The following is a 13,411-nucleotide window of genomic DNA, read 5'->3' on the forward strand; positions in this document are numbered from 1 at the left end:
GTTAAATTTAAAAATGGTGTATAAAATGCAAAAAATATCCCTATTAATTCTCACTTTAATGTTAGTGATAGGACGTGATGTCCAAAATTCTTATTCACAAGAGGGGGGGATAGAAAATAAAATAGAAACACAACAAACAACCAGCGTAGAGCTAGATCCCTATACTTTAAATAAATTAAATGCTCTTCTCAAAAAACGTTCAGAAATAAATGATCACGAAAAAGGAGCCATGATTGACTTTCTTTCTGAAGCTTTTTTAGGAACACCTTACAAAGCTAATATGTTACATGGCTCAGAAAATACACCAGAAAAACTGATTATTGATTTTAGAAGCTTAGATAACTTCACTTGTATGGATTATGTTGAAGCATTGCGCAAATCAACATCCCAAACAGAATTCATAAATAACGTCATAAAAACGCGTTATATTAACGGTAATGTTGATTTTTTAAATCGGAAACATTTTTTTACGGATTGGGCTTATAGAGAATATAAACTCGCCACTGATATTACCGCTGAAATAAGTCCCCATGCGGTAAAAATAGAAAAATATCTAAACAAAAAAGCTGATGGTGAAAGCTATCTTCCTGGACTTCCAGTTGTGAAACGCACAATAACGTATATTCCAAGTAACTTTATTAATGAAGAGGTTATAAGCCGTTTAAAATCAGGGGATTTCATTGGCATTTATGCAAAACTTGCTGGATTGGATGTAACACATGTGAGTTTCTTTATCATGACAGATAAAGGGCCGATGTTACGACATGCTCCTTCACACAAAGAAAATGAAAAAGTCGTCGATACCCCTTTTATGGATTATGTTGCAAAAACACCAGGAATCGTCGTTTTAAGAGCCCTTGAATAACATCATAGCGATATGAAATAGCTTTTCTATTCTTAATAGATATACTGAAGCTATTCAGATAAACGTCTAACTTTGTATAATCTACACGGATAAAATCATATTTGAAGAATGGCGGTTATAATTACCTTTACTGACTGAAAGCTGAAGGCAAGCAAAACTCTGTTATTTCTTGTATCATACTTTCTTTTCATATGCTCGAGCTAAGAATTATCTATAGACCACCGCCATTCTAATCTTTATGAATATAAAAAATATTTTTTGCAAGCATAAGTAAAATAAGGTATGTTATGATTATTGTCTCACAAAGTATTTTATATAAAATTTATAATTAAGCTCTATTTCCTCTCGCTCTCAAAAACAAGAGATCTATTCTTGACAGCCCCGTAAACAATACATCTTCTTAAGCCAATTTCAGCGGATAACCATTTCATGTAATTCAATTAAATGCCACCAGCAAGCCTTACTTCTCGGCATTGACCGCGCACTCAAAAAATGCTTAAGAGATCAAATTTTATAGGTCTTATCTCACCACACCTTAAATGACAGTGTACGATAACAGAATAAATCTTGCCTTAAGAGACTTTGTTTAATCTTCCCCTTTATTGATGCAAAAATACAATCAACAAAAGAGCATCATCGTATTTTCAAGAGATATGAGTTGCCACACCGTAAAAAATTAATGTTCGTAACATGACAACCCAATTGAAAAAATCTTTTTATATAAAAGGGATCACCGTTGTACCAGGAGGCAATTTTGCCTCATCTTCAGGCTCGACATGAATAGAAATACGCACATTATCAAATTCTTTTTGAAGAACAGCTTCGATTTTATCACAAATTTTATGTGCTTCTCCTACCTGCATTATAGCAGGCACAACCAAATGAAACTCTATAAAAGTAACCCTCCCAGCAACACGCGTCCGCAAATCATGGACCTCAAGCGCACCCGATGCATTTGCAGAAATCAGCTCCCGAATCCGCATGCTTTCATTCAATTCAACGCCAACATCCATTAATCCCTGAACAGCATTTCTAATCACCTTCCAGCCCTGTAAGAGAATATTAACAGCAACGATTATCGCTAAAATTGGATCTAAAGCTCCCCATCCTCCGACAAAACCAGCAATCAAACCAATTAAAATTGCAAGAGACGTAAAAACATCAGTTATAAAATGTACTCCATCAGCTTTAAGAGCCGGTGAGCGATGGAGTTTTCCCTGCCCAATAAGAACCATTCCCCACATACAGTTTATGACAGTTGCAATAAGATGAATAGCAAGCCATATTCCAGGTTTCTGCAACAATTTAACGGTAGAAAGAGCTATCCATGCTTCTCTTAAAATAACAATTGCCGCAATAATAATGAGTACCCCTTCAAGAATTGCGGAAAAATATTCCGCTTTATGATGCCCAAAGGGATGATCATGATCTGCTGGCTTCATACTCACTTTAACAGCCCACCATGCTGCCAATGATGCAAGGATATTAACGATTGATTCCAATGCATCAGAATAAAGTGCAACCGAACCTGTGATGTGATATGCCCAATATTTCAAAGCAAAAACAATACACGCAATAAAAATAGAGTATAAAGTTAAGCTTTGTATATTGATTTTTACATCCATGAACCTCATCCTTTTCTTCACGAAATAGGGAATTAATATTTTCAACCATATCATTATACTTTTGGCATAACGACGATCTTTCCTCAATATTACAGAAGCTTCATCATACAATAAACGCTTCAGCTCACCATTATTATCGTAAAAACTGCTCAGTTACACGAACAGCACCAATAAATAAAGAAGAGAGAAAATAATAGAAAGAAGAGCTTTCCCAAGAGCAATCAAACACATAACCTTCATTATTAATCGTTTTCTGAATAACTTAAAGCCATCTCACTTCTCATAAACGAAAAACTTGTTTTTGCTCAAATCTATCATAATCATGCATTTTTTTAGTCTTATGATGTGCATTATAACCCATCTATAAGCCATCTTTGCACCTTAGAAAAAATATCTTAGCACTCTACTGTAACCTTACAGGTCAACTGGATTTTAAAATATGATTTACTAAAAAATTTAGATATAGAAATGAAGAACAATGATTACCCTCAAAAAAAAGAATCTGGGCATTGGGGACCCAGATTCTTTTCCCTTAGAAATTAAGGGCATACAGAACTTGGGAAATAGCGGGGACCCAAGACACTGCACCCGATACGAGAAAAATATATGATTCCGTATCAGTATTTTCACATTATACCTATGGTTGTATATTGTCAACATAAATTCTACCATAAGTTTTAAAAAAGTATTTTTTTATCTCTTCTTTTAAAATAAAAAAATTCTAACATCTGGAAATCATAAGAAAAAAGCACTAAAAATCTCGCATGCATTTGAATATCACAACAATCAATGAAACAGATGATCCACGCCTAAAAGCCTATCATAATATCCGTGAAAAAGATCTTGTTGGACGGCAACATCAATTTATTGCTGAAAGCAAAGTAACTTTGTCCGCATTACTGCACTCAAAAGAGTTTTCTGCCATCTCACTGCTTATCTTAGCAAACCGTCTCTCTGGACTTCTACCGCTTTTAGAAAAAACACAGCCCCTATGTCCCATTTATTGCGTTCCACAAAAAGTTATGGATAATATCACCGGTTTCCATGTTCATCGTGGTGTTCTGGGTATTGGTAAACGCAAAATACTGCCATCTTTACAAAGTTTTTTACAATATCTTCCAGAAAAAGCTTTGATTCTTGTTTTATGTGGTATCTCGAATCACGATAATATGGGATCAATTTTTCGTAATGCAGCAGCCTTTGCCAGTAATGGCATTATTGTCGACAAAACCTCATGCGATCCACTTTATCGCAAATCAATAAGAGTTTCTGCCGGTGCTGCTTTAAAAGTACCCTATACACAAAACGCTGATATAGATGACATTATAGCTGCTCTAAACGATGAAAACTTTCATCTTTATGCACTCTCCCCTTCTGCCTCACACACTCTCAAACAAGCCAACAAAACCAAAAGAATGGCACTTATTTTTGGAACAGAAGGCGATGGCTTACCACCCCATATACTACAACAATCAAACACCTTACGTATTCCCATGACTGACGGTTTTGACAGCCTTAATGTTGCCACAGCCTCAGGTATTGCACTTGCTCATTTTACCAACTTTGACCACTAAAGATGATAACACTTCAAGTTATAGAACATACCTAATGTTGTGTGTTATCTACCAGTCTCCAATAATATTGCCGTTCCCTAGCCTTTGAAAGCATTGATAAAAAACATTTTTACATTTTTTTCATCACTTTCCACACCCTAACCCCACTTATGACGTGCAGAAGATATAATGTTGATGGATTCAATCATAAAACAAACTTTCAATGAGAAAATCTTCCGGAAGTCTCTCATTCAAGTTTAAGGTTAAAGATATCATTAAATCAATTTACTATGCTTTATAAAGCTGTTGTTTTTAGTTCTGAGGAAACAGAATCTTTTGTTTCGAGATTGCATAAAACGCGCTTCAACATCATTTCAGTATCGGCTGCACGTTCTGAATGTGTTACAAATCCTCCCCCAAGAATACGCGCCTCATGACCATTTCCATCATAAAGAACGCAAGCTTGCCCTGGTGCCACACCATTTTCACATTCCAATAAATCAACGGAAAAAATACCTTCTTTATAATGTAAGCGCGCAAGATGAGGAGGACGCGTTGAACGCACCTTTACAGCCACCTCAATACCTTGAGAAGGGAAATTATCTAACGACTCATCACCAAGCCAATTCACATCACGTAAAAAAAGCTTATGCGTTTCTAACATTTCACGCGGTCCAACAATAACACGTGCATTTTCCACATCGAGATAAACCACATAAAGCGCTTCACCCGTTGACACCCCAATACCACGACGTTGACCAACCGTATAATTAACAATTCCCGAATGTTTACCTAAAATCTTTCCATCAATATGGACAATAACGCCAGGATTAGCTGCTTCTGGACGCAGTTTTGCGATAACATCTGAATATTTTCCTTGTGGAACAAAACAAATATCCTGACTATCATGCTTATTGGCAACCACAAAGCCCATTTCTGCTGCCATTTCACGAACGCGGGCTTTTGGAAGGTTACCAAGTGGAAAACGCAAATAATCAATCTGTTCTTGTGTCGTTGCAAAGAGAAAATAACTCTGATCACGATCATTATCGAGAGGACGAAAGAGTGCTCGATGCGCTCCGTGGGAACGCGAACGAATATAATGTCCCGTAGCCAAAGCATCTGCCCCCAATTCGCGTGCCGTTGCTAATAAATCAGCAAACTTAACCGTTTGATTACATGCAATACATGGTACTGGGGTCTCTCCATGAGCATAACTTTCTGCAAAAGGATCAATAACAGCTTCGCGAAAGCGCTTTTCATAATCAAGAACATAATGCGGTATTCCTAGTGTTTCTGCAACGCGGCGTGCATCCTCAATATCTTGTCCTGCACAACACGCCCCCACCCGATGCGTTGCTTCCCCATGATCATAAAGCTGCAACGTAATGCCAATAACATTATACCCTTCCTTTTTCAAAAGACCTGCAACAACCGATGAATCAACCCCTCCCGACATTGCAACAACAATGCGAGAATCCTCAGGTTGCCCTGGTAAATCAAGACTGTTTAAAAACATGTATTCATTCTCTATTTAATGCTCTGTTTAATGGCTACCCATATGTTGACATTCTGATGCACGCTCTTTAGCACTTTTACATGATTGATTGTCTTTATATTATTTTTTTATCCTTTCCACAACCACAGGCATTACTTTCTTAAGAGCTGCTGCAAACAAAAAAAGAATGATGGAAATAAGGCATAATGGTAATCGTTTAGGAGAAATCCTTTTTTCTCTTTTGAAAAATCCAGTAAAATATTGCAAGAATCTCTTCTACACACTTCAACTTGAGCTTCTTTTTACATACCCAATCACTTTATTAATTTTTTCTTTCAGCGCTTTTAGCTCTTTTTTAAATTTCATGCTCTATAAACGAATCAAGTCCTTGACTAAAGGTAGAGGATACGAATGAGCAACTTGATAAAAACACAAATGAAATATGTTATTGGGCCAGATGGAAGTCCGCTTACAATTGCCGACCTACCGCCGCAAACAACACGGCGCTGGGTGATTCGTCGCAAAGCTGAAGTTGTTGCGGCTGTCAGAGGTGGATTGTTAAGTCTTGACGAAGCGTGCCACCGTTATACTTTGACTGTAGAAGAATTTCTTTCATGGCAAAGTTTAATCGATGAACACGGTTTAGCGGGATTACGAACGACCAAGATTCAACACTACAGGCATTAAGTTGCCATTGATTAATAAAACATAAAGCAATCTATAAAACAGCCAAACTTGATAAAAGTTTGGCTGTTTTATACTATATCCAAAAGATAAACCTGAAAGAATGGATTTTTCAATAATTGCTTTTATCATCCAGCCATTAAATTAGCCAACCATTGAATTAGATTGAATCAAAATATCCTTATCATCCGCAGCAATCTTCTTTTCTCGTGCTTCCAAAAGCTGTGCACGTTGCAGCTCTGTATTAGCTTCATGGAGAGCAATTTCAGCATTTGTTTTTTGAAGTTCTAAATCACGAATTGAATTGATCAGATTATCACGTCTTTGCCGCGCTGCACGCGCAAAAGCAGAATAAGCAAAATGGTGAACATCATTGTTTCCAGATTTACGTTCTTCATGAGTAATCTGTGCTTCCAACTCTAACACCATTCGTTCAAATTCTGCGATCATCATCTCAAGCTGTGCAATTTCACGGCGCTTTCCACGCACTTGAAACATCCTTAATCGCACCATATTTTCTCGTGGCTTCATACTCACTACTCCTTGATTGCGCCAACTCAAAACTCGCATTCACACCCAATAAATATCTTTTAGTTATATATCTATCCGACAAAAACAGTCTATTAACTTGAAATTATAATAATTTTTGCCTTTCATTAAAGCATCTGAAAATACAATCTGCTTTAATAGAGCAATAACTATTTCTTTAACTTTTCCCCTATTATAAACTGAAGAGGTTTAAAGCTCAGTAAATAAACACTGAAATTGTAAAAAAGTAATTTATAAAGCTCTTTTACAAATTTTTTTAAGTTAAAGTTTATAGAAAAAGCCCTCCTTTTTTATTATGTTAAAAAATATAGGATTTTTCTAAAATAATTTTGTAGCCTCTTTCAAAAATAACAATATTTTGTTAACCACTATCATGGATAGTGGGGAATTTAGTAGTGATTGTTACGCGTACTACTGAAATGTTCATAAACGCTTTGTTATAAGTGTTTGATTTAATGAATTGTTTTTATAACAGTGGTTTTGCTAACTGATATAAAATAGAAATGCTCCTTATGATTCGTGAAGGAGCAAAGTGAGGGATCTAAAATGCGCGTATTATTAATTGAAGATGATAGAGCAGTTACTCAAAGCATTGAGTTGATGTTAAAGTCGGCTAACTTTAATGTTTATATCACTGATCTGGGTGAAGAAGGTATCGATTTAGGAAAACTCTATGATTATGATATCATTTTGCTTGATCTGAATTTGCCTGACATGTCAGGGTATGATGTCTTGCGGACTCTAAGGTTGGCAAAAATAAAAACTCCTGTCCTAATCCTTTCTGGTATGAATGCCATTGAAGATAAGGTTCGTGGTTTTGGCTTTGGAGCAGACGACTATATGACGAAGCCTTTTCATAAGGATGAGCTCATTGCACGTATCCATGCAGTTGTTCGTCGTTCAAAAGGACATGCACAATCGGTTATTGTTACCGGAGATCTCACCGTTAACCTTGACACAAAAACTGTCGAAGTTGCAGGGCGCCCTGTTCATTTAACCGGTAAAGAATACCAAATGTTAGAGCTTCTCTCTTTACGCAAAGGCACCACCCTTACCAAGGAAATGTTTCTCAATCATCTCTATGGTGGAATGGATGAACCAGAACTAAAGATTATCGATGTTTTTATCTGTAAATTGCGGAAAAAATTGGAAGCAGTCTCTTCCAGTGTAAATTACATTGATACAGTTTGGGGACGTGGTTATGTATTACGTGATCCAGTTGAAGAGAACGTACGAAAAACCGCTTAAGCAGTGAATATGCACATTGTAAAATCTCGGAGTGTAGCGGGCCGAGATTTTTTCCCCGAGATCTTTTCTCTATTAAAAGTAGAGAACTCGCACACTAAAAATCTCATATAGAAAGCGCTTAAAGCTTAAGAAGTAACCACACCCAATTTACACATATAACCTTATCGCTCATAAGTTCAATCGAAGCCACTTTTCCCAACACAGTTTAAGCGCTTCTCTCTTATTCAAAGCTTTTTTACACTTTCTAAAACAATACAACCATCACTTTCATCAATATTTATTTTCATCTCTGTCATCTGAGCAAGTAACATTGTGTAATAAAATTGGATGACATGTGCATCAATAAGCTCTTCTTGAACTTCTCCACGAAATAACGCAAGAAAATGAGGGGGGATACGGAGAGTTCTACCGAAAACCTCAAATCGAAAAGAACGTTTATTTTCTTCTTGCAAAATCATAACAACAATTTCACCACCACGAGAAACTGTTGCGTTTGCAATCAATAATAAATTAAGCAAAAGTTTAACTTCATCTTTTTCTAACAATAAAGAAGAAGCTTGCCATTTTAAAGTTGCTTTTTCTTCTTTCATATATTGTTGAGCAACCTGCTCTGCAGTCCGTGTATCTATTTGTCCTCCGCTTGCACCAGCAAAACCAAAAGCCAATCGCGCAAATTGTAGACGTGCAGCAGCACTCGCAACGGATAAACGCACCAATTGTAAAGCATCTTCTTCAGCTCCTCCTTCATCATAAAGCTCCATTGCATTTTGAATAGCCCCCACAGGTGAAATCAAATCATGGCAAATACGACTACAAAGCAAAGCAGCAAGATCCATAGGCTTCAAAGAAATATCTAACGTCATAATGATTGAAAACTCCTAGATTCAAAAAAACAAACTTTATTTTAAAGAAAAACTCTTAACATCTGATGCATAATAGGAAACATTAACAATCATGCTAAAAAATTCAGAAATAAATTCAAGAATTTAAATAACCTTATATCTTATTTTTTATTTGAATAGAATGAAAATTCTAATATTATCTTTTTGTTTATCACTAATAAAAGGAGAAAACTCCATGGCTCTCTCTCTGCTCAAATACTGGTACAAAAATATTATATCTTTAATCTTCCTTTTATTCATCACCATAAACACTACACAAGCTCGACTAAAACCAATAGAGCAAAACGAACCTCATTATTCACTCCAAGAAATTATTGATTCTGGTCATATTTTTTTTGGAAAAACAGCTAGTGGTCTGGCTGTTGCAATTCAAAATATTTTTTCAAAATACGGTTATCCCAATGCCTATATTTTAGGAGAAGAAGCTTCTGGTGCCTTTTTTGCTGGATTAACCTATGGCGAAGGAATAGTTTTTACCAAAAGCTATGGTCAACATAAAGTTTTTTGGCAAGGTCCCTCAGTAGGATGGGATTTTGGCGGCCAAGGCTCCCGTTTAATGATCTTAGTTTACAATCTTAATGGCATAAATAATTTATGGAGACGCTATGGTGGTATTTCAGGTTCGGCCTATTTAATTGCAGGTGTTGGTTTTCATGTCCTAAAATACCATAATACCCTGTTAATCCCAATACGTACAGGAGTCGGCGCACGCCTTGGTATCAATATAGGATATTTAAAATTAACACATAGACCGACATGGAATCCGTTTTAAACGTATTCTTATTTGAAAAGGGGTATTATGCTTATTCAATCATTTCTTTTTTTTATACTTGGAGTTGCTTTCACTTCCTGGTTACTGGTGCTTTTATCTCCTTTTATTTGGCGTAAAGCCGTTCATTTTGCGTATAAAGATGTTTGTGCGAAAATGCCATTATCACTCGCGGAAATAGAAGCAAATCACGATTTTCTTCGTGCACAACATGCTGTAGAATTAGCAAACAACCAACAAAAGTACGAATTTTTGCAAAAAAAATATGTCCAACAAAAAATACAACTGAGCCAAGTAACAGAACAGTTTTATCGGCTATGCCTCCCCACAAAAGATACTCTCACCAAAGAAGCCGATAGCAATCAAACAAAATATCGCCACACTACACACTTCCAAAGGAAAGACAAATGATGCGTGAAAAAGTCGCACACTATCAGCAACGCTTACAAAAAATTCAAACTCATGAGCTGGACACGACCGCTAACCACCAATTGCTAGAAGAACTCCGAGAAGAAACAAAAGAACTTGCAGCAACATTAGCAGCTCAAATAGCGCTACAAGAGGGGAATACATCACCCATCAACACATTGATTCAAAAATCCAAAAGCAAAAATGACCTAGCATCACGTATTCGCCAAAAAATAACTTTTCTCTCCAAAAGCCCCGTTAAATAAGTTATCTTTTAAAACACCTTAAATGAAGAGTAAAATCAACAAAGGTTCATTGTAACTTTCATAACCTAAATCCTTTTTATTAAACGTGACTTTTTTGCTAAGCTAAAGGACAAAGTTTCTTAGCCCATACCGTTCTGTTAAAAAATATCTTCTTGTCTAGAAGCTTCACTTTCTAATCATATCACCGCTCTAAAGGACAACATTTCATAGGTCCTAGAAAGGAAATAATACCAAAACATTGGCCACACACTCTAACAAAAAATACCTTCTAAGATGGATCACCAATAAAGCTTTGACCATAATTTTAAGGATAAAAACACGCTCTCAAGAGTGATAAAAATCTCTTATTTTTTTGATAATCATATCCTGATCCGTTTGTGTCAAGTAAGGATGCATTGGTAAACTTAAAACACACCCTCCTAAAGACTCTGAAACAGAAAGGGAATCTTTTACATAAGGGAAGTGTTTATAAGCTGGCTGTTGATGTAAAGGAGTTTTATAATAAATCATTGTAGGGATAGAATTTTTTTGTAAAAAATCTTTTAATTTATCCCGTTCTTTTACCTTAATCGTATATTGTGCATAAGCAGAACGAATATTTTCTCCTATTTCTGGAACTGTAACAATATCTCTTAAGCCATTGGAATAGCGTTGAGCAATTTCCACACGCTTTTCCATTTCATCTTCAAAAATCGCAAACTTTTCTAGTAAAATTGCAGCCTGAATGCTATCTAGACGCGAATTCATACCAATACGTACATTGTCATATTGCGTTTCACCTTTACCATGAAACAAAATAGAGCGTAAAAGTTCTGCAAAATGATCATCATTGGTCATCATAGCGCCTCCATCGCCATAACATCCTAATGGTTTTGCAGGATAAAAACTTGTAGCAGCCACATCACCAAAAGCACCACACATAGTATTACCGCTTCTCCCCCCCATAGATTGAGCAGCATCTTCAATTATAAAAAGATTTTCCTTTGCAGCCACTTGAGCAATTTGCACATAGTCAGCAGAAAGCCCAAATAAATCAACGGCAATAATAGCTTTTGGCTTTAGACGTCCCTCTTTTTTTACCATTTCGATAGCGTGAGAAAGTTTTTCAACATCAATATTGAATGTATCAGGTAAAACATCAACAAAAACAGGTTTAGCCCCCACCAAAGCAACCACTTCAGCCGTTGCTGAAAATGTAAAACTAGGACAAAAAACAGCATCCCCTGGACCAATATTTTTAGCCATAAGAGGCATCTTCAAAGCATCTGTTCCATTAGCACATGCAATCACATGTTTAACGCCAAGATATTCTGCCAATTTCTCTTCAAATTCTGTTACTTTTGGCCCCAAAATATACTTACCACTAGCGACTACATGCGCAATTGCAAAATTAATTTTATCTTCAATACGCGCACGCTGCGCCCCAAGGTCGATGAATTGCATATTAACTCCATTGATTATCACAAGAATGCAAAAGCGCTACCTATCTCTTTTATCTATCATAATTGACATCAGCAGCTGTTAAAATCCGTAAAACCGCAATAGCATCATCACCATTTGTACGAGGTGATTGACGCGTTTCAATACAATGGAGGAAATGCCGTAATTCGCAAGTAAGCGGCAAATCTTCACAAACATCAATGTAATTCAGCTCATCCATGCTAAAAGCCCACTCTTGATTTTCTTTCCAAACGGCAAAATAGTGCATTGCCAATTTACGACTCCACGGTTCCATATCATCAAAAACGAGTATAGCCTTTGTTCCAACAACAATTAAACGCCTCTCACGATAAGAACTCAAGCGTGAAGTAAAAAGATGACTACGCACGCCATTTGGAAAAATCATATGAATATGAGAAAAATCAGAAATCTGATCAACGACAGCAGCCCCCTCACCGCGAATTTCGGAAGGTTCACATCCTGTCAACGCCAAAATCATTGAGAGATCATGAGGGGCAAGATCCCATAAAGCATCACTGTGTGTGTGAAATTTTCCAAAGCCTAATCTATGAGAATAAATATATCGCACATCTCCCACATCTCCGTTTTTCACCAATTCACACATTTTTTCAAAAGCTGGATGAAAACGCAAAATATGGCCCACCATAAAAACTCGCTCATAGGCCTCAGCCTCCTGAACTTGGCGTTTAGCATCAGAAACATTCAAGGCTATTGGTTTTTCCACCAAAACATCTTTACCATTTTTAACAGCACGGAGCACATTTTGCGTATGCAATTGTGGCGGCAACGCTAATACCAGCGCATCAATATCTCGATGCGTAAAAAGATCATCTGGTGTAACAACCTCTACACCATACAGTGTTGCAAAACTAGCAGCACGATCATTATCAATATCAGAAACTGCTGCTAAAGCCCCGAGAGAGTGGAGTGTCCGTATATGATTTTCACCCCAATGACCGCATCCTAAAACCGCTACACGTGGCACCATTTTCATGCCTTACCTTACTTTATCATATGAAAATTACACTTTTACATATCGAGGATAAAATAGAATGACAAGAGAAAAGCTTAAAAACGATGCTTGACATCTTACTATTCTACCCCTTATATCCGCAAAAGATGTAATTATTGACAATTATGACTGCTTATTTTGGCGGAGTAGCTCAGTAGGTTAGAGCAGAGGAATCATAATCCTTGTGTCGGGGGTTCAAATCCCTCCTCCGCTACCATTACTTGTTTGTTGTAGCTTGTAGCTGTAGCTTGTCAGCGGGTGTAGCTTGCCAGCGGGTGTAGCTTGCCAGCAGGTTTTGTATATTTTGACACTAGGTTTTGTACCAATTTATTTTTTCTCAAAGAGTTTTAAAGGATCTTCAAAGACCTTTCAAAGGGTATTTAAAGCTCTCTTTAACGCATTTTTCTGCTCCTATTTTTCCAAATCACTAAAGCATGTAAAGTCGGATTGAAATGCAAGGGGGACGATTCCTGTCGGACCATGGCGTTGCTTTGCTATAATAACCTCGGCTTTACCCTTGGCTTGCTCCATTGCATCTTGCCATTTGCTATACTCAGCGGTGCCTTCTTTG

12 protein-coding genes, 1 tRNA gene and 1 pseudogene are annotated in these 13,411 nt (G+C 36.8%); 7 read left to right on the forward strand and 7 right to left on the reverse strand.

Features of this window, described 5'->3' with window-relative positions; genetic code table 11:
- Positions 1-25: 25 nt before the first annotated feature.
- A complete protein-coding gene (locus ACFIJW_RS01625; RefSeq protein WP_375618194.1) occupies positions 26-865 on the forward strand; it encodes a DUF1460 domain-containing protein in 840 nt (279 codons plus the stop codon).
- Positions 866-1,581: 716 nt separating this feature from the next.
- Here the strand turns inward: ACFIJW_RS01625 and ACFIJW_RS01630 are convergent.
- Entirely contained in the window at positions 1,582-2,490 is a 909-nt protein-coding gene (locus tag ACFIJW_RS01630; protein WP_375618193.1) for a cation diffusion facilitator family transporter, read from the reverse strand.
- A gap of 764 nt (positions 2,491-3,254) precedes the next feature.
- Between ACFIJW_RS01630 and ACFIJW_RS01635 the strand changes: the two genes are divergently transcribed.
- On the forward strand, positions 3,255-4,064 hold the full coding sequence (locus ACFIJW_RS01635; protein WP_375633042.1) for a TrmH family RNA methyltransferase: 810 nt from the start codon (positions 3,255-3,257) through the stop codon (positions 4,062-4,064).
- A 274-nt stretch (positions 4,065-4,338) separates the two neighbouring features.
- On the opposite strand, the gene mnmA is transcribed toward ACFIJW_RS01635, so the two are convergent.
- A complete protein-coding gene (gene mnmA, locus ACFIJW_RS01640) occupies positions 4,339-5,562 on the reverse strand; it encodes a tRNA 2-thiouridine(34) synthase MnmA (protein WP_375633044.1) in 1,224 nt (407 codons plus the stop codon).
- Positions 5,563-5,952: 390 nt separating this feature from the next.
- On the opposite strand from mnmA, the gene ACFIJW_RS01645 reads away from it, so the two are divergent.
- Positions 5,953-6,228 carry a DUF1153 domain-containing protein gene (locus ACFIJW_RS01645; RefSeq protein ID WP_273790817.1) on the forward strand — a complete coding sequence of 92 codons (276 nt, stop codon included), beginning with the start codon at positions 5,953-5,955 and terminating at the stop codon, positions 6,226-6,228.
- Positions 6,229-6,369: 141 nt separating this feature from the next.
- On the opposite strand, the gene ACFIJW_RS01650 is transcribed toward ACFIJW_RS01645, so the two are convergent.
- The gene (locus ACFIJW_RS01650) at positions 6,370-6,756 is read right to left on the reverse strand and encodes a flagellar export protein FliJ (protein ID WP_375606932.1); all 387 of its coding nucleotides are present in this window, start codon (positions 6,754-6,756) and stop codon (positions 6,370-6,372) included.
- Between the two features lie 564 nt (positions 6,757-7,320).
- On the opposite strand from ACFIJW_RS01650, the gene ctrA reads away from it, so the two are divergent.
- On the forward strand, positions 7,321-8,022 hold the full coding sequence (gene ctrA, locus ACFIJW_RS01655; protein WP_273790819.1) for a response regulator transcription factor CtrA: 702 nt from the start codon (positions 7,321-7,323) through the stop codon (positions 8,020-8,022).
- Between the two features lie 224 nt (positions 8,023-8,246).
- Here ctrA and chpT read toward each other — a convergent pair whose 3' ends face one another.
- On the reverse strand, positions 8,247-8,885 hold the full coding sequence (chpT, locus tag ACFIJW_RS01660) for a histidine phosphotransferase ChpT (protein WP_375632317.1): 639 nt from the start codon (positions 8,883-8,885) through the stop codon (positions 8,247-8,249).
- Positions 8,886-9,099: 214 nt separating this feature from the next.
- Between chpT and ACFIJW_RS01665 the strand changes: the two genes are divergently transcribed.
- Positions 9,100-9,696 (forward strand): DUF1134 domain-containing protein, encoded by a 597-nt coding sequence (locus tag ACFIJW_RS01665; protein WP_375633046.1) that lies wholly within the window; start codon positions 9,100-9,102, stop codon positions 9,694-9,696.
- A gap of 27 nt (positions 9,697-9,723) precedes the next feature.
- Positions 9,724-10,367, forward strand: a pseudogene (locus ACFIJW_RS01670) (hypothetical protein).
- A 324-nt stretch (positions 10,368-10,691) separates the two neighbouring features.
- On the opposite strand, the gene ACFIJW_RS01675 reads toward ACFIJW_RS01670, so the two are convergent.
- Positions 10,692-11,810, reverse strand: a complete 1,119-nt coding sequence (locus ACFIJW_RS01675; RefSeq protein ID WP_375633048.1) for a DegT/DnrJ/EryC1/StrS family aminotransferase — start codon at positions 11,808-11,810, stop codon at positions 10,692-10,694.
- Positions 11,811-11,859: 49 nt separating this feature from the next.
- On the reverse strand, positions 11,860-12,816 hold the full coding sequence (locus ACFIJW_RS01680) for a Gfo/Idh/MocA family protein (RefSeq protein WP_375633056.1): 957 nt from the start codon (positions 12,814-12,816) through the stop codon (positions 11,860-11,862).
- A 164-nt stretch (positions 12,817-12,980) separates the two neighbouring features.
- Here ACFIJW_RS01680 and ACFIJW_RS01685 point away from each other — a divergent pair.
- A tRNA-Met gene (locus ACFIJW_RS01685) sits at positions 12,981-13,057 on the forward strand.
- A 194-nt stretch (positions 13,058-13,251) separates the two neighbouring features.
- Here the strand turns inward: ACFIJW_RS01685 and ACFIJW_RS01690 are convergent.
- On the reverse strand, positions 13,252-13,411 hold a 160-nt coding region (locus ACFIJW_RS01690), incomplete at its 5' end, for a DnaB-like helicase C-terminal domain-containing protein (RefSeq protein ID WP_375633058.1).

This window comes from Bartonella sp. MM97QHHN (genome assembly GCF_042194285.1).
Classification (GTDB): Bacteria; Pseudomonadota; Alphaproteobacteria; order Rhizobiales; family Rhizobiaceae; genus Bartonella.

Coding starts and splice junctions, on each gene's coding strand:
- ACFIJW_RS01625 (WP_375618194.1), top strand. CDS start 26: ATGCAAAAAATATCCCTATTAATTCTCACTTTAATGTTAGTGATAGGA.
- ACFIJW_RS01630 (WP_375618193.1), bottom strand. CDS start 2,490: ATGGATGTAAAAATCAATATACAAAGCTTAACTTTATACTCTATTTTT.
- ACFIJW_RS01635 (WP_375633042.1), top strand. CDS start 3,255: ATGCATTTGAATATCACAACAATCAATGAAACAGATGATCCACGCCTA.
- mnmA (WP_375633044.1), bottom strand. CDS start 5,562: ATGTTTTTAAACAGTCTTGATTTACCAGGGCAACCTGAGGATTCTCGC.
- ACFIJW_RS01645 (WP_273790817.1), top strand. CDS start 5,953: ATGAGCAACTTGATAAAAACACAAATGAAATATGTTATTGGGCCAGAT.
- ACFIJW_RS01650 (WP_375606932.1), bottom strand. CDS start 6,756: ATGAAGCCACGAGAAAATATGGTGCGATTAAGGATGTTTCAAGTGCGT.
- ctrA (WP_273790819.1), top strand. CDS start 7,321: ATGCGCGTATTATTAATTGAAGATGATAGAGCAGTTACTCAAAGCATT.
- chpT (WP_375632317.1), bottom strand. CDS start 8,885: ATGACGTTAGATATTTCTTTGAAGCCTATGGATCTTGCTGCTTTGCTT.
- ACFIJW_RS01665 (WP_375633046.1), top strand. CDS start 9,100: ATGGCTCTCTCTCTGCTCAAATACTGGTACAAAAATATTATATCTTTA.
- ACFIJW_RS01675 (WP_375633048.1), bottom strand. CDS start 11,810: ATGCAATTCATCGACCTTGGGGCGCAGCGTGCGCGTATTGAAGATAAA.
- ACFIJW_RS01680 (WP_375633056.1), bottom strand. CDS start 12,816: ATGGTGCCACGTGTAGCGGTTTTAGGATGCGGTCATTGGGGTGAAAAT.